20 protein-coding genes are annotated in these 22,781 nt (G+C 64.5%); 5 read left to right on the forward strand and 15 right to left on the reverse strand.

Annotated features, from left to right (window positions below; translation table 11 throughout):
• Positions 1 to 92: 92 nt before the first annotated feature.
• The 4 genes from topA to plsY all read right to left on the reverse strand — a co-directional run bounded on the left by topA (position 93) and on the right by plsY (position 5,361).
• A complete protein-coding gene (gene topA, locus HGK27_RS12035) occupies positions 93 to 2,714 on the reverse strand; it encodes a type I DNA topoisomerase (RefSeq protein ID WP_206240827.1) in 2,622 nt (873 codons plus the stop codon).
• A gap of 112 nt (positions 2,715 to 2,826) precedes the next feature.
• Positions 2,827 to 3,528: a hypothetical protein gene (locus tag HGK27_RS12040; protein ID WP_206240829.1), complete on the reverse strand. Its 702-nt coding sequence runs from the start codon at positions 3,526 to 3,528 to the stop codon at positions 2,827 to 2,829.
• Positions 3,529 to 3,546: 18 nt separating this feature from the next.
• A complete protein-coding gene (dprA, locus tag HGK27_RS12045) occupies positions 3,547 to 4,719 on the reverse strand; it encodes a DNA-processing protein DprA (RefSeq protein ID WP_206240831.1) in 1,173 nt (390 codons plus the stop codon).
• Positions 4,720 to 5,361, reverse strand: a complete 642-nt coding sequence (gene plsY / locus HGK27_RS12050) for a glycerol-3-phosphate 1-O-acyltransferase PlsY (RefSeq protein WP_241127077.1) — start codon at positions 5,359 to 5,361, stop codon at positions 4,720 to 4,722.
• A 218-nt stretch (positions 5,362 to 5,579) separates the two neighbouring features.
• On the opposite strand from plsY, the gene murI reads away from it, so the two are divergent.
• A complete protein-coding gene (gene murI / locus HGK27_RS12055; RefSeq protein ID WP_206243098.1) occupies positions 5,580 to 6,347 on the forward strand; it encodes a glutamate racemase in 768 nt (255 codons plus the stop codon).
• Between the two features lie 205 nt (positions 6,348 to 6,552).
• Positions 6,553 to 7,767, forward strand: a complete 1,215-nt coding sequence (gene hemA / locus HGK27_RS12060; protein WP_206243099.1) for a 5-aminolevulinate synthase — start codon at positions 6,553 to 6,555, stop codon at positions 7,765 to 7,767.
• Between the two features lie 477 nt (positions 7,768 to 8,244).
• On the opposite strand, the gene lepA is transcribed toward hemA, so the two are convergent.
• From lepA to rhmD, 9 genes are all read right to left on the reverse strand, one after another.
• The gene (lepA, locus tag HGK27_RS12065) at positions 8,245 to 10,047 is read right to left on the reverse strand and encodes a translation elongation factor 4 (RefSeq protein ID WP_206240835.1); all 1,803 of its coding nucleotides are present in this window, start codon (positions 10,045 to 10,047) and stop codon (positions 8,245 to 8,247) included.
• 85 nt (positions 10,048 to 10,132) lie between these two features.
• Complete coding sequence (locus tag HGK27_RS12070; protein ID WP_206240837.1) at positions 10,133 to 11,272, reverse strand: AI-2E family transporter; 1,140 nt, start codon at positions 11,270 to 11,272, stop codon at positions 10,133 to 10,135.
• A gap of 64 nt (positions 11,273 to 11,336) precedes the next feature.
• The gene (locus HGK27_RS12075) at positions 11,337 to 13,160 is read right to left on the reverse strand and encodes a sensor domain-containing diguanylate cyclase (RefSeq protein WP_206243101.1); all 1,824 of its coding nucleotides are present in this window, start codon (positions 13,158 to 13,160) and stop codon (positions 11,337 to 11,339) included.
• Positions 13,161 to 13,416: 256 nt separating this feature from the next.
• Positions 13,417 to 14,475 carry an L-rhamnose/proton symporter RhaT gene (gene rhaT / locus HGK27_RS12080; RefSeq protein WP_206240839.1) on the reverse strand — a complete coding sequence of 353 codons (1,059 nt, stop codon included), beginning with the start codon at positions 14,473 to 14,475 and terminating at the stop codon, positions 13,417 to 13,419.
• Positions 14,476 to 14,525: 50 nt separating this feature from the next.
• Entirely contained in the window at positions 14,526 to 14,840 is a 315-nt protein-coding gene (gene rhaM / locus HGK27_RS12085; protein WP_206240841.1) for an L-rhamnose mutarotase, read from the reverse strand.
• A gap of 12 nt (positions 14,841 to 14,852) precedes the next feature.
• Positions 14,853 to 15,764 (reverse strand): amidohydrolase family protein, encoded by a 912-nt coding sequence (locus tag HGK27_RS12090; RefSeq protein WP_206240843.1) that lies wholly within the window; start codon positions 15,762 to 15,764, stop codon positions 14,853 to 14,855.
• A gap of 63 nt (positions 15,765 to 15,827) precedes the next feature.
• Positions 15,828 to 16,580 (reverse strand): SDR family NAD(P)-dependent oxidoreductase, encoded by a 753-nt coding sequence (locus HGK27_RS12095; RefSeq protein ID WP_206240845.1) that lies wholly within the window; start codon positions 16,578 to 16,580, stop codon positions 15,828 to 15,830.
• Positions 16,577 to 17,425, reverse strand: a complete 849-nt coding sequence (locus HGK27_RS12100; RefSeq protein ID WP_206240847.1) for a fumarylacetoacetate hydrolase family protein — start codon at positions 17,423 to 17,425, stop codon at positions 16,577 to 16,579. The genes HGK27_RS12095 and HGK27_RS12100 overlap by 4 nt, the downstream gene beginning before the upstream one ends.
• 12 nt (positions 17,426 to 17,437) lie before the next feature.
• The gene (gene rhmD, locus HGK27_RS12105; protein ID WP_206240849.1) at positions 17,438 to 18,625 is read right to left on the reverse strand and encodes an L-rhamnonate dehydratase; all 1,188 of its coding nucleotides are present in this window, start codon (positions 18,623 to 18,625) and stop codon (positions 17,438 to 17,440) included.
• A 90-nt stretch (positions 18,626 to 18,715) separates the two neighbouring features.
• Here rhmD and HGK27_RS12110 point away from each other — a divergent pair, with 90 nt between their 5' ends.
• From HGK27_RS12110 to lldD, 3 genes are read left to right on the forward strand one after another with little or no spacing between them, the layout of a single operon-like run.
• On the forward strand, positions 18,716 to 19,528 hold the full coding sequence (locus HGK27_RS12110) for an IclR family transcriptional regulator (RefSeq protein WP_206240851.1): 813 nt from the start codon (positions 18,716 to 18,718) through the stop codon (positions 19,526 to 19,528).
• A 27-nt stretch (positions 19,529 to 19,555) separates the two neighbouring features.
• Positions 19,556 to 20,320: an SDR family NAD(P)-dependent oxidoreductase gene (locus HGK27_RS12115; RefSeq protein WP_206240852.1), complete on the forward strand. Its 765-nt coding sequence runs from the start codon at positions 19,556 to 19,558 to the stop codon at positions 20,318 to 20,320.
• An 11-nt stretch (positions 20,321 to 20,331) separates the two neighbouring features.
• Positions 20,332 to 21,486 carry an FMN-dependent L-lactate dehydrogenase LldD gene (gene lldD / locus HGK27_RS12120; RefSeq protein WP_206240853.1) on the forward strand — a complete coding sequence of 385 codons (1,155 nt, stop codon included), beginning with the start codon at positions 20,332 to 20,334 and terminating at the stop codon, positions 21,484 to 21,486.
• A 46-nt stretch (positions 21,487 to 21,532) separates the two neighbouring features.
• Here lldD and HGK27_RS12125 read toward each other — a convergent pair whose 3' ends face one another.
• Both HGK27_RS12125 and HGK27_RS12130 read right to left on the reverse strand, forming a co-directional pair.
• Positions 21,533 to 21,892, reverse strand: coding sequence for a YciI family protein (locus HGK27_RS12125; protein WP_206240854.1), 360 nt, complete (start codon positions 21,890 to 21,892; stop codon positions 21,533 to 21,535).
• A gap of 86 nt (positions 21,893 to 21,978) precedes the next feature.
• Positions 21,979 to 22,749, reverse strand: a complete 771-nt coding sequence (locus HGK27_RS12130; RefSeq protein ID WP_206240855.1) for a 2OG-Fe dioxygenase family protein — start codon at positions 22,747 to 22,749, stop codon at positions 21,979 to 21,981.
• Positions 22,750 to 22,781: the final 32 nt, after the last annotated feature.

Consider the following 22,781-nt stretch of genomic DNA (forward strand, 5'->3'; position numbering starts at 1 on the left):
AGGTTGCGCACCGATCGGATGCCACCAACCTTTTTGTCGGGAGAAGTCATGGGAGCGCGAGGGGGTAACCCCCTCGCACTTCTCTTATTCCCTTACTCTGCTGCTGCTTTCTTGGCCGGAGCCTTCTTCGCCGCAGGCTTCTTTGCAGCTGCTGCCTTCTTGGCGGGAGCCTTTTTCGGAGCCTCCTCACCGTCAGCCTTCTTCGCAGCGGCTTTCTTCGGCGCAGCCTTTTTGGCAGGCGCCTTCTTCTTACCCTTCGCAGGCCCCTTTGCCGCACGCTCGTCGATCAGCACCACGGCTTCTTCCAGCGTCAGCTCTGCCGGGTCCTTGGCCTTGGGCAGGGTGGCGTTGGTGGTGCCATCGGTCACATAAGGCCCGAAGCGACCAGCCATCAGCTTGATCTCACCGCCGTTCACCGGATGCGCGCCGAAGACCTTCAGCGGCTCGGCGGCGGCGCGGCGGTTGCCGCCACCGGCGGCGGCCTCGGCCAGCTTGGTCACGGCCATGTTCATGCCGGTGTCGAAGACCTCGGTCGTGCTGCGCAGGCGGGCGTATTTGCCGCTGTGGGCCAGATAGGGGCCATAGCGGCCGATGCTGGCGGTGATGGGCTCTCCCGTTTCCGGATGCGAGCCCACGGTGCGCGGCAGGCTGAGCAGCTTCACCGCCCAGTCCAGCGTCAGCTCCCCGATGTCCTTGGGGATGCTGGCCATCTTCTTGTCATCGCCATCGCCGGTCTGGATGTAGGGGCCGAAGCGACCGGCCTTGCGCATGATGGGCAGGCCGGTGTCGGGGTGCTTGCCGATCTCGCCTTCCTCGCCGCCATCCTGCGATCCGCCGGGCTGGGCGAATTTGCGGGTGAACTTGCACTCGGGATAGTTCGAGCAGGCGATGAAGGCGCCATAGCGGCCACCGCGCAGGCTCAGGCGCCCGGCGTGGCAGGCAGGGCATTCGCGCGGATCGCCGCCGCCGTCCTTGGGCGGGAAGAGGTAATCGGCGAGGAATTCGTCCAAAGCCTCGGTCACTTCCGAGGGCTTCTTCTCCATCACCTCGTCGGACTTGGGCTTGAAATCACGCCAGAAGGCTTCGAGCACGGCCTTCCACTCGCGGCTGCCGCCCGAGACGTCGTCCAGCTCTTCTTCCATGCCCGCGGTGAAGTCATAGCCGACATAGCGAGGGAAGAAGCGTTCCAGAAACGAGGTGAGAAGTCGCCCGGTTTCCTCTGCGAAGAAACGGTTTTTCTCGGCGCGCACATAGGCGCGGTCCTTCAGCACCTGAAGCGTGGCGGCATAGGTCGAGGGGCGACCGATGCCCAGCTCTTCCAGCCGCTTGACCAGCGAGGCTTCGGAATAGCGCGGCGGCGGCTGGGTGAAGTGCTGGGTGGCGTCCACGCCCTCCTTCACCGGCATGTCGCCCTTGTTCATCAGGGGGAGCAGGCCGCTTTCGTCCTCCTCGCTGTCCTGCTTCTGGTCACGGCTTTCATCATACACGGCCATAAAGCCGGGGAACTTCACCACCTGGCCGGTGGCGCGCAATTCATGCTGCCCGGTGCCGTCGCGCAGGGTGACGGTGGTGCGCTCCAACTGGGCGCTGGCCATCTGGCTCGCCAGAGCGCGCTTCCAGATCAGATCATACAGGCGCGCTTCGTCGCCGCTGCCATAGGTGTTGCGCGAGAAGTCGGTGGGGCGGATCGCCTCATGCGCTTCCTGAGCATTCTTGGCCTTGGTCTCGTAATGACGCGGCTTTTCCGGGCAGAAATGGCCCGAGAAACGCTCGGTGATTTCCTTGCGCGCGGCGTCGATGGCGCTGGGGTCCATCTGCACGCCGTCGGTACGCATATAGGTGATCGCGCCCGCCTCATACAGCGTCTGCGCCACGCGCATCGTGTGCATGGCCGAGAAGCCCAGCTTGCGCGCGGCCTCCTGCTGCAAGGTCGAGGTGGTGAAGGGCGGATAGGGATTGCGGCGGGTCGGACGGGTCTCGACCTCTTCCACACGGAAGGCGCCGCTTTCCACGGCGGCCTTGGCGCGCTTGGCGATGCCTTCCTCGCCAAGGCTCAGCTTGTCGAGCTTCTGGCCCTCAAACTTGACCAGACGGGCCGGGAAATGCGTGCCGTCATGCAGCAGCTTGGCGATGACCTGCCAGTATTCCTGCGGCTTGAAGCTTTCGATCTCGCGCTCACGCTCAACGATCAGGCGCAAAGCCACCGACTGCACGCGCCCCGCGCTCTTGGCGCCGGGCAGCTTGCGCCACAGCACCGGCGAGAGCGTGAAACCGAACAGGTAATCCAGCGCGCGGCGGGCCAGATAGGCGTCGATCAGATCCTGATCCAGCTCGCGCGGATGCTTCATCGCCGTGGTGACGGCATCCTTGGTGATCGCGTTGAAGGTCACGCGCTCCACCTGCTTGGGCAGGGCGCGGCGCTTCTTCAGCAATTCCTGAACGTGCCAGCTGATCGCCTCACCCTCGCGATCAGGGTCAGTCGCGAGGATCAGACGGTCGGCGGTTTTCGCGGCATCGGTGATTTCGCGCACGCGGGACTGTTTGTCGCCATACAGCTCCCAATCCATCGCGAAGCCCTCATCGGGGCGGACCGAGCCGTCCTTGGGCGGCAGATCGCGGATATGACCATAGGAGGCCAGAACCTTGTAGTCCTTGCCGAGATACTTCTCGATGGTCTTGGCCTTGGCCGGAGATTCGACGATGACGAGCTGCATAGGGCGGTTTCAGACACTTTCTTCGCGTGACTTCGCGTACACGCACGAGGGTGGTTCGCTGCGCTCCCTGCGTCAAGAGGGCGCTTATCGCAAGAGATAGGGACAAAAAGCCTCAGGCAAAGACCTCGCCGAGCGGGTCCTTGTCATGGGCCAGTTCCAGAAAGAAGCCGATCGCGAAGGCCAGCGAGGCAGCGGCACCCAGCGCCGTCAGCCCCATACGCGCCAGGGCAAAGGCGCTGAAGGGGCTCATGCCGTTGATCGCCAACAGCCCTCCGGCACTCCATGCCAGAAGCCCATAGGGCACCAGCCATAGCGTGAGCAGCACGCAAAGAGCCCCCAGCATCGCGCCGCGATGGCCCCGCGTGGCATCGCGGCTGGCGGCCAGGGCCTCAAGCGCGTTCATGCCGCGTGTCAGCGTGAAACCGGGGGCGATGAGCCAGCGCAGCAGGATCAGAACGCCCGGCACAACGAGCAGGATCATCCCCAGCAAGCCCGCGACATTGATCAGCATCAGCGCGAGAACGAAATGGCCATAACGCGCGGGTGTTTCCGGGCGAGCATAGCCTTCGCGCCGCAGAACCTGCCGGTAGACAAAGGCCTGGAGGCTGAATTGCAGCAAGACGGCCACCGTGGTGTACAGCAAGATCCTCGTCAGGCTGCTGGTGAAGGAGGGGTCATACATGGCCGGGTTCAACAGTGCGCGTTGCGCCATCTGCATCACAGCCTCGACCAGCCCGGTGCCCAGCAGCCAATGCCATTGCCGCAAGAACAGTCGCCAGCTTGCCCCGATCAGCGTGCCTGCCGTGATACGCATGATTGCCCCTTTCCTCCCTTACACCGCCCGGCTAACCCGCCCCCCGGCATGGCGAATGATCGCGCCGGTCAGCTCCATATCGACCAGTGCGGCCTGCACCACGCCGGCGGGCAAGCCGCAATGGCGGATCAGATCGTCCACACCGATGGGCGCCACGCCCAAGAGCGCCGTGATCCGCTCATCAGCACCATGACTGGCGGAGGATTGTTGCACCGGTGCTTCATCGGGAGCGGACACATCCGCAGCAGAGAGCGGCAGCGCCTCCTGCTTCGGCGCGCGCAGAGGCATGCGGGGGGCGCCCTGAAAGTCGGTCAGCAGCTCCAGAATATCCTCGACACGCTGGACCAGCACGGCGCCCTCACGGATCAGATCATTGCCGCCATGCGCGCGCGGATCGAGCGGAGAGCCCGGCACCGCCATCACCGCCCGCCCATAGTCCCCCGCCAGCCGCGCGGTGATCAGCGAGCCCGATTTCGGGGCCGCCTCCACCACCACCGTACCCATGGCCAGCCCGGCGATGATGCGGTTGCGCGCGGGGAAATGGCGCTGGGTCGGCTCGGTGCCGGGGGGCATTTCGCTGATCAGCAGGCCTTCATTCGCAATGCGCTCCTGCAGGGCGGCGTGTTCGGGGGGATAGGCGATGTCGATCCCGCCCGCGATCACGCCCACCGTGCCGGCACCGTTCTCCGCGCCCAGAGCGCCCTCATGCGCGGCAGCATCCACACCGCGCGCAAGGCCGGAGATCACCGCGCAGCCCTCGCCCGCCAGATCGCGAGCCAGCATGCGCGCCAGCTTCATCGCCCCTGCAGAGGCATTGCGCGCACCGACAATCGCCACCGGGCGCCGCTGGGCCATCAAAGGATCGCCGCGCACGATGAGGATGGGCGGCGCCCCCTCGGCCAGCCCCAACAGGGCGGGATAATCGGCACCATCATGGAACAGATAACGCCCGCCTGCCCCGCGCACGGCGGCCATCTCCGCCTCGACAGCCTTGACCGGAAACGGCCTGAACCCGGATTTGCCCAGCCCGGGCAGCGCCTCCAGCGCCGCGCTGGCCGAGCCGAAGCGGGCCAGCAGCTGATGATAACTCACCGGGCCGATGCCGCCGGAGCGGATCAGCCGGATACGGGCCACGCCTTCCTCGCGCGTCAGGCCACTGGGCTTGCGCGGTGGGGAGGCGTGATCGCTCACTCAGTCCTGTTTTTTGCTTGAGGAACCGACACGCGGCTCGGTGCCCTGCATCAGCCGGGCGATGTTCTGATGATGGCGCGCCACCACCAGCACCGCCAGCGCCGCCAAAACCGGCACCAGCGCGATATGGCCCAGCGCCAAAGCAGCCAGAGGCGCCGCAACCGCCGCGCTCATCCCGCCCACCGAGGAAATCTTCGAAAGCCGCGCCGCCGCCGCCCAGGCCAGAGCACTCACGAGGCCCACCGGCCAGACCAGACCCAGCGCCACGCCCAGCACCGTGGCCACGCCCTTGCCGCCGCGAAAGCCCAGCCACACCGGGAAGCAATGACCCAGCATCGCGCCCGCCGCTGCCAGTTGCGGAGCGGCGGTCCAATCGCCCGCAAAAGTGCCCGCCTCGCCCCAGAGCGCGCGGGCGATCATCACCGCCACCACGCCCTTGGCCATATCCAGCAGCAGTGTCGCCGCCGCCAGCCCCTTGCGGCCGGTGCGCAGCACATTGGTGGCGCCGATGTTGCCCGAACCGATCTGGCGCAGATCGCCCGCGCCCGTCACCCGCGTAAGGATCAGGCCGAAAGGCACCGATCCCAGCAGATAACCCAAGACCAGCGCCCCCAGCAGCGGGCTGAAACCTGTCGCACTCACTTGAAAAACCTCTCGATCCATATCGGGGGGCATGACTGCGCAGGCGCAACCTGCGCCTCTCCCCTGCCCGGCCCTTGTAGCGCCCGGCAGCCGCGACAGGAAAGCCCTGTCTTTGCTTTTTGCGCCGACGCCTTTTAGAAGCGGACGCCTGATCCCCCTGCCCAAGGCCCTGAAACGACGTGACCCAGCCAGCGATTGATCCAGCTTCCCCCGTGCTGATGTTCGATTCGGGCGTGGGCGGGCTGACGGTGCTGGATGCCTTGCGCGCCCAGCTTCCCGACGCTCCGGTGATCTATGCCGCCGATCTGGCGGGCCTGCCCTATGGCGAGAAAAGCGAGGCGCAGATCGCCGCCCGCGTCTCGGGCCTGCTGGGGCGCATGACCGAGCGGCTCAAGCCCCGTCTGGTCTGCATCGCCTGCAACACCGCTTCCACCATCGCCCTGTCCGCCGTGCGCGAGGTGCTGGAGGTGCCCATCGTCGGCACCGTGCCCGCCATCAAGCCCGCCGCCGCCATGACGCAGAGCGGCACCATCGGCCTGCTGGGCACCGCCGCCACCGTCCGCCAGACCTATGTCGACCAGCTGGAGGCCGAATTCGCCCAGGGCAAGCGCCTGCTGCGCCATGGCGCAGGCGAGCTGGTTTCCGCAGCGGAGGCCAAATTGCGGGGGAAGCCAGTGGACAAGGCCGTCATCGAGCGTGCCGTGAACGGCCTGCGCAGCCAGCCCGGCGGGCAGGACATCGATACGGTGGTGCTGGCGTGCACCCATTTTCCCCTGCTCATCGAGGAATTGGGCCAGATCTTCGGCCCCGGCGTGCGCTTTATCGATGGCGCTCAAGGCATTGCCCGCCGCATCGCCTCGCTGACGGAGGGGCAGAGCTTCGCCCGCACCCATGCCGATAGTGCTCTCTTCACCGGCACCGCAGGCGATGCAGCCCTGATGCCTGCCCTGCACCTGCGCGGACTGGCAAGCGCCGCACAGTTCTGACACCTGCGATAACATTCTTGCTTATTGCGCAACATAGCCTGCACTTTTGCGCAAATCCGACCGAAATGCCTACTGACAAGGGGCAAAAGTGCTGTCATCCTGACATTCGATCACTGTCTTTGACTCTGGTCATTTTACGGGTGCCACGCTATGTGGCATCGGGAGAAGACCCCAAAAATGGGGCGCCAGCAGGATGAATGCACTCGTGAATTACGACCAGATTTTCGATTCAGCGATCCAGCGCCTCCACACCGAGGGGCGCTACCGCGTCTTCATCGACATCCTGCGCAACAAGGGCGCCTATCCCAACGCCCGCTGCTTTGCCGGACACAACGGCCCCAAGCCGATCACCGTCTGGTGCTCGAACGATTATCTCGCCATGGGCCAGCACCCCAAGGTGATCGCCGCCATGGAGGAAGCGCTGCATGACGTCGGCGCGGGCTCTGGCGGCACGCGCAACATCGGCGGCAACACCCATTACCATGTCGATCTGGAAGCCGAGCTGGCCGATCTGCACGGCAAGCAGGGCGCGCTGCTGTTCACCTCGGGCTATGTCAGCAATGAGGCGACTCTGGCCACGCTGGCCAAGATCCTGCCCGGCTGCGTGATCTTCTCCGACGAGCTGAACCACGCCAGCATGATCGCCGGCATTCGCAATTCGGGCTGCGAGAAGAAGGTCTTCCGCCACAACGACCTCGAACATCTTGAGGAACTGCTGGCCGAGACCGATCCCGCCCTGCCCAAGCTGATCGCCTTCGAGAGCGTCTATTCGATGGACGGCGACATCGCCCCCATCCACGAGATCTGCGACCTCGCCGAAAAATACAACGCCCTGACCTACATCGATGAGGTCCATGCCGTGGGCATGTATGGCCCACGCGGCGGCGGCATCACTGACCGCGATAATGCCGCCCACCGCATCGACATCATCGAGGGCACGCTGGGCAAGGCTTTCGGCGTGATGGGCGGCTATATCGCTGCCGACACGCGGATCATCGATGTGATCCGCTCCTACGCGCCCGGTTTCATCTTCACGACCTCGCTGTCGCCGGTGCTGGTGGCGGGCGTGCTGGCCAGCGTGCGGCACCTCAAGTCCTCCAGCGTTGAGCGTGACGGCCAGCAGGCCGCCGCTGCAAAGCTGAAGAGCCTGTTCCGCGAGGCCGGTCTGCCGGTGATGAACAGCACCACCCATATCGTGCCGCTGATGGTGGGCGATCCGGTGAAAGCCAAGAAGATCAGCGACATTCTGCTCGCCGAATATGGCGTCTACGTCCAGCCGATCAACTTCCCCACCGTGCCGCGCGGCACAGAGCGTCTGCGCTTCACTCCCGGCCCGGCGCATACCGAGGCCATGATGGAAGAGCTGACCAAGGCTCTGGTGGAAATCTGGGACCGGATGGATCTCAAGCTGGCGGCTTGATTTCAGGGTTTCAAGAAACAAGAAAAGAGGTAATGCGAGGGTGTTACACCCTCGCGCTCCCATGAATGTCTACGTGGCGCGTAACCTATCGGTTCGGCACGAGTTCATGGCGCCGCAGGCAGGAAGTGCCTGGCGAAAACCTAGCGTTCAAATCTGAAATCTGATGGCCTGCGGCGCTTGGCATCGCGCCGGTGGAGAGCCTATGCGCCACATTTCGGCGCCACAACCCTATCGTCGGAAGACGTTATGGGAGCGCGAGGGGGTAACCCCCTCGCATCATCCTTCCTCCCTTAACCCTGCGCCAAAAATCAAAGATGATGCGTACACAGGGCAAGCAGCAGGATCACCGGAACCGGCACACCGATAAACCAGAGAATAACAGAGCGCATAGCGTATCTCCATGGCTGGGCCGAGGTTTCGGCGGGACAGCCATGGAGTGCGTAAACAGCCCAAAAGTTCCGTTTCGGGACGGCGCGCTTATTCCTCACCCATACGCAGCGCGGCGATAAAGGCCTCCTGCGGGATCTGGACCGAGCCATACTCGCGCATGCGCTTCTTGCCTTCCTTCTGCTTGTCGAGCAGCTTCTTCTTGCGGCTGATGTCGCCGCCGTAGCACTTGGCGGTCACGTCCTTGCGCATGGCGGCGATGGTTTCGCGCGCGATCACCTTGGCGCCGATGGCGGCCTGAATGGGGATCTTGAAGAGGTGGCGAGGGATGAGGTCCTTCAGGCGCTCGCACAGCTGGCGGCCGCGCGGGTCGGCCTGCGAGCGGTGAACGATCATCGACAGCGCATCGACCGGCTCGTTGTTCACGAGGATGTTCATCATCACGAGGTCACCCTCGCGCAGGCCGATCTGCTCATAGTCGAAGCTGGCATAGCCGCGCGAAATGCTCTTCAGGCGGTCATAGAAATCGAACACCACCTCGTTGAGCGGCAGCTCGTAATTCACCTGAGCGCGGCCACCGACATAGGTCAGCCCGGTCTGAATGCCACGGCGGTCCTGACACAGCTTCAGAATGCTGCCCAGATACTCATCCGGCGTGTAGATGGTGGCCTTGATCCAGGGCTCTTCCATGGTCTCGATTTTCACCGGATCGGGCATGTCGGAGGGATTGTGCATCTCCTTGACCGTGCCGTCCTTCATGGTGATGCGATAGACCACCGAAGGCGCCGTGGTGATGAGATCCAGATCGTATTCGCGGCTCAGGCGCTCCTGAATGATCTCCAGATGCAGCAGACCGAGGAAGCCGCAGCGGAAGCCGAAGCCCAGCGCGGCGCTGCTCTCCATCTCGAACGAGAACGAAGCATCGTTCAGGCGCAGCTTGCCGATGCTCTCGCGCAGCTTCTCGAAGTCGGCGGCATCGACGGGGAACAGCCCGCAGAACACCACCGGCTGCACTTCCTTATAGCCCGGCAGAGCCTCGGTCGCGCCGCCCTTCTGGGTGGTGATGGTGTCACCCACCTTGGCGGTTTCGACTTCCTTGATCTGCGCGGTGATGAAGCCGATCTCGCCCGGCCCCAGCTCGGCCAGTTCCTCGCGCTTGGGCGTGAAGCAGCCGACGCGGTCGATCAGGTGATCGGTGCCGCCGGCCATAAACTTGACCTGCAGGCCCTTCTTGATCACGCCATCGATCACACGCACCAGAATGACCACGCCCAGATAGGGGTCATACCAGCTGTCGACCAGCATGGCCTTCAGCGGCTTGGAGCGATCGCCCTTGGGCGCGGGGATCTTCTTGACCACCGCCTCAAGGATTTCCTCGATGCCGATGCCCGCCTTGGCCGAGGCCAGCACGGCTTCGGAGGCATCCAGCCCGATCACATCCTCGATCTCGGCCTTGACCTTTTCGGGCTCGGCGGCGGGCAGGTCGATCTTGTTGATGACGGGCACGATCTCGTGGTCATGCTCGATCGACTGGTAGACGTTGGCCAGCGTCTGCGCTTCCACGCCCTGCGCCGCGTCCACCACCAGCAGCGCGCCTTCACACGCTGCCAGCGAACGCGACACCTCATAGGCAAAGTCCACATGGCCCGGCGTGTCCATGAGGTTCAGCTCATAGGTTTCGCCATCATGGGCCTTGTAGTTCAGGCGCACGGTCTGCGCCTTGATGGTGATGCCGCGCTCTTTCTCGATGTCCATGTTGTCGAGCACCTGCTCGCTCATTTCGCGCGCTTGCAGGCCACCGGTGAACTGGATCAGCCGGTCAGCCAGCGTCGACTTGCCATGGTCGATATGGGCGATGATGGAGAAATTGCGGATTTTCGCGAGGTCGGTCATGGCGGTCTTTATATGAGAACGGGGACCGGAAGGCAGCGAGCCCCCCGGTTCATCGAGTCGCCGTTAGCAGCGTGTGGGGCTTATGTCACTCGCCTGTAACGGGGGTTTCCGGATCAACCTCCGGGTTGAGCGGGCCTTTGACCGCGCCCACCCATTCGCGCCACAGCAGCATCAGCACCGCCATCACCGCCGGGCCCATCACCAGCCCGATCAGGCCCCATGTCTCGACGCCGCCCAGAATGCCCAGCAACACCCAGAGGAAGGGCAGCCGCGTGGAGCCGCCGATAAAGGCCGGGCGCACGAAATGATCGGCCACGAAGACCACCACCCCGCCGATCACGCCCACCGCCACCGCCGCCGCAATGCTGCCGCTGGCCGCCAGCAGCGCCACCGCCGCGATCAGCGCCACGGTGGCGCCAAAGGGAATGGCAGAAAGCAGCCCCGTCACCAGCCCCAGCAGCGCCGCATGGCTGGCCCCGGCCAGACCATAGGTGATCCCCAGCAGCACGCCCTCGCCGAAGCCGACGATCACCAGACCGTTGACCGTGCCGCGAATGGCCTGCGTCGCCTGACGGATCACCCTTTCGCCCGCCTCGCCAAAGGCGCGGCGGCTGCCGATCCGCACGGATTTGGCCACATATTGCCCATCGCGCAGCAGGAAGAACAAGGTCACCAGCATAAAGCTGAGCAGCAGGAAGCGATGCGCCAGCCCGGTCAGGATCTTGCCGCCCCGCCCGATCGGCAGGCCGGTGGCGTGATGGGCCAGCCGGTCGATGGCCTCGGGCGTGGCCAGAGCCGATTGCCACCAGTTCATCAGCTGATCGCTGTAAGGCAGATGCTGAAGGAAATCGGGTGCGGGCACGCCCTGCTCGCGCGCCACAGCCAGCCATTGCGCCAGCGCCACGCTGTCATGCACCAGAGCCGCCGCCACCATCACCAAGGGAATGACGAAAACCAGCAGGATCAGCAGGGTGAAACCGGCGGGCAACAAAACTTTCTCGCCGCGCGGCCAGCGCTGCACGCTGCGCTCATAGAGCGGCCAGAGCGAGATGGCGAAGATGCTGCCCCAGCCCAGCGCGGGCAGAAAGGGCCGCAAGGTCCAGATCCCGGCCAGCACCAGCAGGATGATCGCCACCAGCACGGCGATGCCCTGCCCGCGTGACCAACTGCGCGGCCCCGCCGCAAACCAGGTACCGGGGGGCGAGCTGTCGTGATCCTCATGCATGGGGGGAGGCTAGACCATGCAAGGGCGCCGCGCCAACCCCTGTTTCATCAGCCTGCCCCAGCACTTAGGCCTCCTGCCCCTCTTCGACCTCGGCGCGCTTGTCGATGGTGACGCGGTTGCGGCCATCGCGCTTGGAACGGTAAAGGGCGGCATCGGCAGCGGAGATCAGCGTCGATCCGTCGCGCTCCATGCTGTCCTCCCATGTGGCGATGCCGAAGGACATGGTGACCGTGCCCAAGGTGCGCCCGGCGTGATGGACGGCCAGTTCGCTGATCGCCTGCCGCACCATATTGACACGATTGCTCAGGGTGGCGGCATTGGTGCCCGGCGCGATGATGGTGAACTCCTCGCCGCCAAAGCGGCAGATCACATCGCCGTCGCGGAAGCGGGCGCGCATCTCGGCGGAAACCGCCTGAAGCACCGCGTCGCCCGCATCATGGCCGAACTCGTCATTGTAGCGCTTGAAGTGATCGACATCGCACATCACCAGGCTGAGCGCGCTCTTCGAACGCGAGGCACGCGCCACCTCCAGCGCCAGCGTTTCCTCCATATAGCGGCGGTTGAACAGGCCGGTCAGCGGATCGCGGATGGTCTGTTCGCGCAGGCCGCGCTGCAGGCGATGGTTGACCAGCGCCGAAGCGATGTTCTCGGTCAGCACCGTCAGGCGGAAGCGGTTTTCGGCCTGCACCACGCCCTTCAAGTACAGCACACCGATCACCTCGCCGCCCGCCAGCAGGGGTTCGCAATGGTAATGGTCGGGCTGGTCATGCGGATTGTTCAGCACATGGGCGCAGACGATGTCCGATCCCGGCTCGATCACGAAATGGCTCTGGCCGCGCCTCAGGGCCCAGCACTGGTCGGGGGCGAAGCCGCTGCTTTCCACCTCCAGCCCGCCCCAGGCCGCGATCGGCACCAGCAGGTTGCGCGAATTGTTATGAGCATAAAGCGCACCGGGCATATCGGTCAGCACACGCGGCACGAAGACGCGGATGACAGATGCGAGTTCCTCATCGGTGCGCGCCGCCTGCATGCGATGCGCCATGCCGCCCAGCAGTTCGATCACCTCGCCGCGCTCACGCAGTTCCTCGCTGTTGCGGCTGAGTTCGAGATTGGCGATGCGCAACCGCTCCTCACTGTGGTTCTGATCGGCCACCGCCACAGACAGCTCATCGGCCATGGCATTGTAGCCCTGCGCCAGACGCTCGAACTCTTCCGAGCGCATCGCACCCTCGATGCGCGCGCTGCGGTCACCCGCGCCAAGCTGGCTCATCACCGCCATCATCGCCTCGACCGGGCGACGGATGCGGCGGATCAGCACCAGCCCCATCAGCACGATCAGCAGCATGGTGATCGGCACGCCCCCCACCACCAGCCAGCGAATGCCATCGAGGCGCGACCCCGCCGTGGCCATCCGCGAGTTGGACAGCATGCGCTCCTCGGTCAGGAAATCGCCCAGCCGCGCCTCGACCAGCAGCATGATGAAATGGCCACGCGCGCTGGTGGCGGGCTCAGCCGGGTCGCGCTGGCGGATCTGCTCGGAAGACTGGTGCAGATTGGCGGCGCGGTCGTCGATCAGCGCACGCACATTCTGGGCACGGGCGTTCTGGGAAGGATTGTCCAGCGTCAGCCAGGCGATGGTCGCGGCGGAGCGCCGGGCCTGCTGGCTCTCGCTTTCGATGAGTTTTGCCTGCTCGGGCTCATGGTTGAGCAGATAGGCGCGCTGGGCGCTCTCCGCAGCGCGCAGATGGCCAAGCGCCTGATTGGCGGTCTTGAGCACTTCGGCGGAATGCGAGACCCAGCTCAGGCTGCTGTGCATCTGTGCTGCCTCTTCAAGCAGCAAGCCGCCAAACAGCACCAGCACGGCGCAGACCATGCCACACAAAATCATGATCCGGCGGGAGAGCGATCCAGCCAAGGAAAACTCCACTATCCTGCGCCGCACGCGGCAGACGGCTAAGCGATGCCGCAAAAAACCATCAAAATGGTTAATATCCGGCAAATTGGGCGCGCGTCTGTTTCGATCCGTCGCATGGAGGGGGAAGTCAGAAGCAAGCGAGGGGGTTACCCCCTCGCGCTCCCATATCGTCTTCCGGCGACAGGGCAGTGGTAGCGTGTCCTTGCGTCCGAACGCTCCCCCTGTGCCGTCAGCCGCCGAGGCGGTTGCCGTAGCCGATGGTCACCGTGGCAGCCAGCAGGATGACGATGCCGCCCACCACCGTGGCCTTCACCCCGGCGCTGGCGCCCTTCCATTCCTTCAGCGCAAAGCCCCACAGCGTGCCGAAAATGATGATACTGGCCATATGCAGCACCCAGCTTGAAAAGCCGTAGCGCCCCATATTGCTCTCACCCATGGTGTAGAAGAAGAACTGGAAATACCACAGCGAGCCGCCAAAAATCGCCAGCAGATAGTTGAGCGCCAGCGGAGCGCTCTGCGCCTCGCCCTGCCCCAGCCATTGGCCAGCAGAACCATTGCGGCGTGTCAGGATCAGGCACCACACGCCATTGGTCAGCAGGCCGCCGAACATCACCAGACACAGCACCGGCAGGCCGGTCCACAGTGGGCCCGTGCCATGGGCGGCGGCAATGGCCTTCACCGGCTCGCCCGCCGCGAGGCCAAAGGCGAAGCAGGCCGACATCACGCCCGAAAAGATCGCCACAAGAATGCCCTTGCGGAAGTTGAACTCCGCGACGGTGGCGGCCTTTTCCTCGGGCGACTGGGCGCGGTCCTTGGCGGCGCCCGCCATGGCCACCACGCAGATGCCCAGCACGGTGATCCCCAGCCCCAGCAGCACAATCCGGCCCGACAGCGTATCGAGCAGCTTGGCCGCGAAATCGCCCTGCACCAGCGGCGGGATCAGCGTGCCGAACACCGTGCAAAGCCCCAGCACCACCGCCATGCCCAGGGACAGGCCAAGATAGCGCATGGTCAAACCATAGGTCAGCCCGCCAAAGCCCCACATCACGCCGAACAGCACGCAAAGCCCCACGATATGCGCCGGGATTTCCGCCATGATGCCAAAGAGATCGGGCACCAGCAGGCTGCCCATCACCCAGGGCATCACCACCCAGGAGAAGACACCGCCGGTCAGCCAGAAAATCTCCCAGTTCCAGCGCTTGATGCCGCGATACGGCACATAGAAGCTGGCTGAGGACAGGCCCCCCAGCCAGTGGTAAAACACGCCGATCAGCGGGTTGGCATCCATTTGGTCTCTCCCGGAGCGGCTTTTGCCTGCTCCCCCGTGGTTCAGTTCATTCAGGTGAGGTGGAACACCGTCTCCAACGGCACGCTGACCGGCGAGCCATCGGGATTGGTCTCCATCAGCGGCGCCATGGAGGTCCACCAGCGCTGCATCACCTCCAGCGAGGGCAGCGCGTCCATCGTGTGGGTCTCCTCACGCCACAGCGTGGCGAAAAGGGCGTTGGTTTCGGCATCGTAATGGATCGAATAGTCGCGGATGCCCGCAGCCTTGAGGACCTCGACCAGATCGGCCCAGATTTCGTCATGGCGCTTGCGGTATTCATCGAGATGGCCCGGTTTGAGGGTCATCCTGAAGGCGATTTTTTCCATACAAGCTGATCCTTAAACGTCGAGGCCGAGGCGGTAGATATGGTTGGCATTGCGGCCCCACAGGTCGCGCTGCTCATCCTCGCTGAAGCCTGCGGTGAAGGCCCGATAGGTCTCCAGATAGCGCGGCAGCGGGGCGAAAAGCTTGTCGGTGGGCGTATCGCTGGCGATCATGGCGCGCTGCGTGCCGAAGATATCGACCACCTCGCGCAGCAAGGGCAGCACCAGAGCCTGATCCCAATCGCGCCGGATAAAACCAAGGCCCGACAGCTTGATCGAGACATGCGGCAGCGCCGCCAGAGCGCGCAAACCGGTACGCCATGTCTCCAGACCATCGGCGTCCGAAATCACCGGCATGCCCAAATGGTTGATGATCACGGGCACTTCGGGATGGCGCGCGATCAGCGGCACAAGGCCCGCAAACTGGCCGGGATAGCACTGCAGATCGAAGGAAAGCCCATGCTCGCCCAGCTTGGCGAAGCCGGCCTGCCATGCCTCATCCTGCGTCACATCGCGCGGCGTGTAGCTGCGCTTGGGGTCGGCATGCCAGTTGACGATATGGCGGATGCCACGCACCCGGTCGTGCCGTGCCTGAGCCGCCAGCAGGATGTCGATCTGCGGATCATCCAACGCGGCAAAGGCCACCAGCCCGGTCGGGAAGGTCCCATCCTGCTCGGCCTGACCGTTGAGCCAATGCGTTTCATCGATGGCCTGAGCACCATCGGCACCGGCATCGACATGCACCGCGCCCACGGGGTTCCAGTCGGCCAGATCGCGGCGATAGTCGGCGGTCAGATAGTCCTGTGCGATGGGTTCAACGCTGCCGTTGGGGCCGTTATCGTCAAAAGGCCCGGTCAGCCACGCATAGCGCAGATGGTCGAGCTTCCAGAGATGGATATGCGCGTCAACGAAGGGGATCGCTCCCATGGTCCTGCTCCCTGCCCTTTCTGGCGGGCCCCGTCTTGAGTGGGGCTCCGCCAGATCAGTCGATCAATAGGTGGTGCGCCCGCCCGAGGTGTCGAACACCGAAGCGGTAGTGAAAGAGCATTCCTCGCTGGCCATAAAGCAGATGATCGCGGCGCTCTCCTCCACCTCGCCCAGACGGCCCATGGGGATCTTCGAACGCATATAATCCACCTGCGACTGTGGCAGCTGCGCCAGAATCGGGCTTTCGAAGGTGGCCGGGGTCAGCGCATTGGCGATCACGCCCTTGCCCGCCAGCTCCTTGCCGAGGCTCTTGGTCAGGCCGATCACCGCTGCCTTGCTGGCGCTGTAGGCGCTGGCGTTGGGATTGCCTTCCTTGCCCGCCACCGAGGAGACGTTGACGATGCGCCCATAGCCGCCCGCCAGCATATGCGGCACCACGGCGCGGTTGCAGTAGAACAGGCCGTTGACGTTGATGTCGAAGACCCGCAGCCAGCTGTCGATCGGGAACTCATGTACCGGCACGGTGGCGCCCGTAATTCCCGCCGAGCAGACCAGCACATCCACCTTGCCCAGCGCCTTCACGCTGGCCTCGGCAGCGGCGGCCACGGCGTCAGCATCGCTGACGTCGAGCGCCACGGTGAAGCTGGCGCCGGTTTCTGCCTTGCCGGCCTCCAGAGCATCGGCGTTCACATCCCAGAGGGCGACAGTGCCGCCCTCTGCCACGATGCGTGCAGCCACCGCCTTGCCGAGGCCGCTGGCCCCGCCCGTCACGATGGCAGCGCGGCCATCGTAACGGCCCGCATAGACCGCGCTCATGCCAGCTTCGCCAGATCGAAGGCGACGACATCCTGACGCTGCGTGCCAAGGCCCTCGATGCCCAGTTCCATCACGTCACCGGCCTTCAGGAAGATCTTCTCGGGCTTCTTGCCCTCGCCCACGCCCGGAGGGGTGCCGGTGATCACCAGATCGCCCGGCTCCAGCGTGACGAAGCGGCTGGCATAGCTGATGAGCTGGCGCAGATCGAAGATCATGGTCTTGGTGTTGCCGGTCTGCATGCGCTCGCCGTTCACGTCGAGATACATCGGCAGGTCCTGCGGATCGGTGATGTCCTCGGGCGTCACCAGCCAGGGGCCGACGGGGCAGAAGGTGTCATGACCCTTGCCCTTCGACCACTGCGTGCCGCGCTCCTTCTGGTTGAAACGCTCCGACACGTCATTGGCCAACACGTAACCGGCAACGTGATCGAGGGCATCCTCTTCCGAAACATAGCGCGCGGTCTTGCTGACGATGAAGCCCAGCTCGACCTCCCAGTCGCCATGGGTCGAACCCTCGGGCAGCATCACGAAATCATTGGGGCCGGTCAGGCTGGAGACCGCCTTCATGAACATCATCGGCTCGGCCGGGATCGGCAGGTTCGATTCGATGGCATGGTCGCGGTAGTTGAGACCGATGGCGACGATCTTGCCGATGCCCTTCACCGGCACGCCGTAACGCACATCGCCCTCGACCACCGGCAGGCTGGCGACATCCACGCCAGCGATCTGCGCAAGGGTGTCGACGGTGATGTCGGCCACATGGGCCGAGAGATCGCGGATCTTGCCCTCGGCATCGACCAGACCGGGCTTTTCAGCGCCCTTGGCGCCGTAACGAACGAGTTTCATGGGAAGATTTCCTTAACGAGCGTAGGGGCGATGAAGCGGAATGTCGCGGTTCAGCTCGACACCGAAACCGGGCTTGTCGAGCGCGCTGGCCTTGATGCGGCCATTGACGGGCACCGGCTCGCCCAGCAGCTGCGGGGCGAACATGGGCACGATCTCGGTCGGCCCGGGGTGCATCATCAGGAACTCGGCGAAGGGCGAGTTATGGCGCGTGATGACGAAGTGGTAGGAATAGACCGACGAACCATGCGGCACCATCATCACGCCCTTGCTGTCGGCGTAATTGGCGATCTTGATCAGCTCGGTCACGCCGCCGCACCAGCCCACGTCTGGCTGGATGATGTCGCAGCATTCCATGTCCATCAGCATGCGGAAGCCCCAGCGGGTCGACTCATGCTCGCCGGTGGTGACCAGCAGGCCCTTGGGGGCGTTGGCCTTCAGCTTCTGATAGGCCCAGTAATCGTCGGGGCTCAGCGCCTCCTCGATCCACTTGAGGCCGCATTCGTCCCAGGCGCGATGGGCAAGGCGCGTTGCGTATTCGACATCCAGCGACATCCAGCAATCGAACATCAGCCAGAAATCGTCGCCGACACGGCTGCGCATCTCGGCCAGTTCGGCGATGTTCTTGTGCAGGCCTTCCTCGCCCTCGGCGGGGCCGTGGTGCAGCGCCATCTTGCCGCCGATGAAGCCCAGTTCCTTGGCGATATCGGGACGGGCGCCGGTGGCATAGAACTGCAGCTCGTCACGCACCGCGCCGCCCAGCATGTGGTAGACCGGCTCGTCGCGCAGCTTGCCCAGCAGATCCCACAGGGCCAGATCGACGCCGGAAATGGCGTTCACCACCAGACCCTTGCGCCCGTAATACTGGGTCGAGAAATACATCTGGTCCCAGATCTTCTCGACCTCGCGCGGGTCGCGCCCTTCCAGAAAGCGCGAGAGGTGCTTTTCCACGATGCAGCAGGCCGGTTCGCCGCCCGTCGTCACCGCGAAACCGACGGTGCCGTCCTCGGCCTCGATCTCCACCACCAGCGTGCCCAGCACATTGATGCCGAAGCTTTGGCGTGACTGGCGATACTCGGGGTACTTGGCCATCGGGGTGGAAATATGGTCGTCGATCCAGTGGCCCGCGCCCTGATCGTGATAGTCGGCCCCGCCGCCTTTTGCGGTAAAGGCGCGAACGTGCTTGATACGTGGAAAGGGCATAGAATGATCCTCGTCACCGACGGCGGCTGCGTTCTTTTGCTACACAGCATCTTGCCACATCGTGGGAATGTGATTTAGGATATGGAAATCATGGCGTCAACCACCAACCCATCCTCCGGCGAAAATGCGCCCGAAACCGCTTCCAGCGCAGGGGGCGGCGCGCAGACGCTGCTGCGCGGCCTCGACGTGATCGAGGCGGTGGCCGATCAGACGCTGACCGCCACCGAACTGGCTGAAAGACTGGGGCTGACGAAGAGCACCGCGCATCGTCTGGCCAGCGCGCTGGTGGATCGCGGCTTCCTCGCCAACACCCCGCGCAGCGGATATCGCTTGGGCCCGCGCATCCTTGCGCTCGGCCATCGCGCCAGCGAGCAGGCCGACATCATCCAGCTGGCCCGCCCGCATCTCGAGTCGCTGGGCACGCTGACCGAGGACACAGTTCATCTGGGCATCATGGACGCCGATCACACCGCCGCGCTCTATCTCGACAAGATCACCGGGCGGCGGCGCATCAACATCTCCAGCCGCGTGGGCGAGCGCCATCCGCTGACCTGCACCGGGCTGGGCAAGGCGCTGATCCTCGATGAGAGCGAGGACTGGCTCGCGCAGCGTTTCGCGCTGGATCAGGCGGCGGGCGCCCCGCATGCCGATGCCGCGCTCTGGCAGGAGCGGATGCGCGGCTATGCGCAGGGCGGCTATGCCTTCGACCTTGAGGAAAACGAGGACCGTATCCGCTGCGTCTCGGCGCCGATCCGCAATGCCTCGGGCAAGATCGTCGCGGCGATCAGCGTGTCGAGCGCCGCGCAATATATGGATGACGACCGGATGGCCGGGCTGAGGAGCGACGTGCGCGCCACAGCCCATGCCATCAGCCACGAACTGGGCTGGAGCGACCAGCCTTAAGACTTTCAAGCATTTCGGGAGAGATTGATGACTTTGCTGGCAGGTAAGCGCGTTCTGATCACAGGCGGATCGACCGGCATTGGCGCGGCCGCTGCGGTTGAGGCCGCGCGCCAAGGCGCGGATGTGGCGATCAACTATGCCAGCAGCGAGGCACGTGCCTTGCAGGTCATCGAACAGATCGAGGCGCTGGGCCGCAAGGGTCTGGCCGTGCAGGGCGATGTCGCCGATCCGGCCACAGCCACGGATTTCGTGAACAAGGCAGTTGAGGCTCTGGGCGGCGTGGACGTGTTTGTCACCAACGCCGGGATCTGCCCCTTCCACGCCTTCCTCGACATGCCGGTCGAGGTGGTGGACCGCACCTTTCAGGTCAATCTGCATGGCGCCTATTACATGGTGCAGGCCGCCGCCAATCAGATGGTGAAGCAGGGCAAGGGCGGGTCCATCGTGGCCGTCTCGTCGATCTCGGCGCTGGTGGGCGGCGAGTTCCAGACCCATTACACCCCCACCAAGGCCGGTGTGCATTCTCTGATGCAGAGCGCCGCCATTGCGCTGGGTAAACACAACATTCGCTGCAACTCGGTGCTGCCCGGCACGATACTGACCGAGATCAACAAGGACGATCTGGCCGACACCGAAAAGCGCGACCGCATGGCCGCCCGCGTGCCGCTGGGCCGTCTGGGCGAGGCCGACGATCTGGCCGGGCCGATCGTGTTCCTCGCCTCGGACATGGCAAAGTATGTCACCGGTGCGGCGCTGCTGGTCGATGGCGGCGCTTTCGTGAACCTGCAGTAAGGGCCGGGCCGATGAAAGCCGCATCCGCGCTCGATTACCGCGAGCTGGCGCGCCGTCGCCTGCCCCCCTTCCTGTTCGAATACATCGACGGGGGCAGCTATGCCGAGGTGACCTTGCGCCGCAATGTCGCCGATCTGGAGGATATCGCGCTGCGCCAGCGGGTGCTCAACGATGTCTCGGCGCTGAACCTCTCGACCACCCTTTTCGGCCACCAGCAGAGCCTGCCGGTGGCGCTGGCCCCCATCGGCCTTGCGGGTATGAATGCGCGGCGCGGGGAAACGCAGGCGGTGCGCGCGGCCAATGCGGCCAATGTGCCCTTCTGCCTCTCCACCGTCTCGGTCTGCCCGATTGCCGAGGTGGCGGCGGCCAGCAGCCAGCCCTTCTGGTTCCAGCTCTATATGATCCGCGACCGCGCCTTTATGCGCGATCTGCTGGCTCAGGCGAAGGCTGCAGGCTGCACCACGCTGGTCTTCACCGTGGACATGCCGGTGCCGGGCTCGCGTTATCGCGATTATCATTCGGGCCTTGCCGGGGCGCCCGGCCTGCTCGGCGATCTGCGGCGCTGGTTTCAGGGCGCGATGCATCCCGACTGGGCATGGGATGTGGGGATCAACGGCAAGCCGCATCAGCTGGGCAATGTCGCCCCCGTGCTGAAGGAGAACACCGGGCTGGAGGATTTCTTCGCCTGGATGCGCAACAATTTCGATCCCTCGGTCACATGGCGTGATCTCGATTTCATCCGCGAGACATGGGACGGCCCGCTCATCATCAAAGGCATCCTCGATGAGGCCGATGCCCGCAACGCCGCCGATCTGGGGGCCGATGGCATTGTGGTCTCCAACCATGGCGGGCGCCAGCTGGACGGCGTGCCCTCCACCGCGCGCGCCCTGCCCGTGATTGCCGATGCCGTGGGTGACAGACTGACGGTGCTGGCCGATGGCGGCGTGCGTTCGGGTCTGGATGTGGTGCGGATGCTGGCGCTGGGCGCCAAGGGCGTGCTGCTGGGCCGGGCATGGGTCTATGCGCTGGCGGGCGGCGGTCAGGAGGGCGTGGCCCATATGCTGCGCCTGATCGAGGCCGAAATGCGCGTCGCCATGGCGCTCACCGGCTGCACCCGCATCGAGGACATCACCCGCGAGGCGCTGGTGAATATCCCGCGCCTGTGATGTTTATTATGCCCCTTCCCGGCGGGAGGGGGCATAGCGCTGGGCCTCAGAGAAAATCGCTCAACTCATAGAGCGGGCGGATTTCGATCTCGCTGGGGCCGGGCATGGGGTTGGGGCAGCGCTTCACCCAGGCCACGGCCTCCTCCATATCCTTCACCTCCCACAGCCAGAAACCGGCGACCAGCTCGCTGGTGTGCTGGAAAGGCCCGTCGATCAGCGTGCGACTGGCACCATCAAAAGCCACCCGTTTGCCATCGGAGGAAGGCCGCAAGCCATCGGCGGCACGCAGAATACCGGCCTCGCGCAGTTCATCGTTGAAACGGCCCATGGCGGCCAGCATCGCCGGGTCGGGCGGAGAACCGGCCTCGCTGTCTTGCGTGGCCTTGACCAGCACCATCACCCGCATCGTGTCTCTCCCACCCAAGCATCGTGCGAAAAAGTGAGAACCGGTTTTTCGCAAAAACGATGCGACAACAAAAAGCCGGAGAGAGGTTACACCGCATCCTCGGGCAAGACCATGGCTTCATCGCCCACGCGCCATGTGACGACCAAGGCATCGCGATAGGCCGGATGATCCGCCACGATGGGCCGGATCGGCGTGACGCCATGCATGATCCTCCGGTCATCGAGCAGCACCGCCTCACCCGGCAGGCCCAGCGTAAAGCGCCCCAATGGAGCGCCGTGAAGATCGGCGATCTCGGTTTCGCCCTGCTCCACATTGCGGCGGTCGATCAACATCACCAACACCCATTCGACACCGTCGCGGTGAAAACCCTCAGGTGTGGGGCGACCGGTCTCGGTGGGCGAGGTTTCGATGCGGAACTGATGGACTTCGCTGTGCCAGCTGGTGGCGGGATCGCGGCCATCCAGGGCGGTGAAGATCGGCGTGAACGTTTCAAAAATCGCGCGCAGCACGGGGCTCTCGGCAGCGGCATCCTTCATCGGCTCGAACCAGCGCTGCACCCCGCCGTTGAGCGGATTGTAGTCGCGCGACTGGAAATGCGGCTGATGCGGCCTGCGCTGCGCTTCCGCGCCTTGCACCGCAAAGGTGGCATGGCGGCGCAGGCGATAGCGCCCGCCATCAGCCATATAGCCATCGGGGCCGAGTTCATCCCAACTGGCGGCGAAAGCTGCCCATTCCATCTCGCTCCAGCCCAGTGCCTGCTGCACACCGGGAGCGGGCACATGGACGAAACCACCCTCACCCAGAGCATCGGCAATCTTGGCAGCAGCGGTGGTCGAACCGGAAAAGGTGGAAGTCATGCCGCGCAATGTGGACCTTTCCCCCGCCATGG

This window comes from Novosphingobium terrae (assembly GCF_017163935.1).
Lineage (GTDB): Bacteria > Pseudomonadota > Alphaproteobacteria > Sphingomonadales > Sphingomonadaceae > Novosphingobium > Novosphingobium terrae.

Bases quoted from the DNA above. Each gene is read 5' to 3' on its own strand.
- topA (WP_206240827.1), bottom strand. From the start codon at position 2,714: ATGCAGCTCGTCATCGTCGAATCTCCGGCCAAGGCCAAGACCATCGAG.
- HGK27_RS12040 (WP_206240829.1), bottom strand. From the start codon at position 3,528: ATGCGTATCACGGCAGGCACGCTGATCGGGGCAAGCTGGCGACTGTTC.
- murI (WP_206243098.1), top strand. From the start codon at position 5,580: ATGTTCGATTCGGGCGTGGGCGGGCTGACGGTGCTGGATGCCTTGCGC.
- lepA (WP_206240835.1), bottom strand. From the start codon at position 10,047: ATGACCGACCTCGCGAAAATCCGCAATTTCTCCATCATCGCCCATATC.
- HGK27_RS12070 (WP_206240837.1), bottom strand. From the start codon at position 11,272: ATGCATGAGGATCACGACAGCTCGCCCCCCGGTACCTGGTTTGCGGCG.
- HGK27_RS12075 (WP_206243101.1), bottom strand. From the start codon at position 13,160: ATGATTTTGTGTGGCATGGTCTGCGCCGTGCTGGTGCTGTTTGGCGGC.
- rhaT (WP_206240839.1), bottom strand. From the start codon at position 14,475: ATGGATGCCAACCCGCTGATCGGCGTGTTTTACCACTGGCTGGGGGGC.
- rhaM (WP_206240841.1), bottom strand. From the start codon at position 14,840: ATGGAAAAAATCGCCTTCAGGATGACCCTCAAACCGGGCCATCTCGAT.
- HGK27_RS12090 (WP_206240843.1), bottom strand. From the start codon at position 15,764: ATGGGAGCGATCCCCTTCGTTGACGCGCATATCCATCTCTGGAAGCTC.
- HGK27_RS12095 (WP_206240845.1), bottom strand. From the start codon at position 16,580: ATGAGCGCGGTCTATGCGGGCCGTTACGATGGCCGCGCTGCCATCGTG.
- HGK27_RS12100 (WP_206240847.1), bottom strand. From the start codon at position 17,425: ATGAAACTCGTTCGTTACGGCGCCAAGGGCGCTGAAAAGCCCGGTCTG.
- rhmD (WP_206240849.1), bottom strand. From the start codon at position 18,625: ATGCCCTTTCCACGTATCAAGCACGTTCGCGCCTTTACCGCAAAAGGC.
- HGK27_RS12110 (WP_206240851.1), top strand. From the start codon at position 18,716: ATGGCGTCAACCACCAACCCATCCTCCGGCGAAAATGCGCCCGAAACC.
- HGK27_RS12115 (WP_206240852.1), top strand. From the start codon at position 19,556: ATGACTTTGCTGGCAGGTAAGCGCGTTCTGATCACAGGCGGATCGACC.
- lldD (WP_206240853.1), top strand. From the start codon at position 20,332: ATGAAAGCCGCATCCGCGCTCGATTACCGCGAGCTGGCGCGCCGTCGC.
- HGK27_RS12125 (WP_206240854.1), bottom strand. From the start codon at position 21,892: ATGCGGGTGATGGTGCTGGTCAAGGCCACGCAAGACAGCGAGGCCGGT.
- HGK27_RS12130 (WP_206240855.1), bottom strand. From the start codon at position 22,749: ATGACTTCCACCTTTTCCGGTTCGACCACCGCTGCTGCCAAGATTGCC.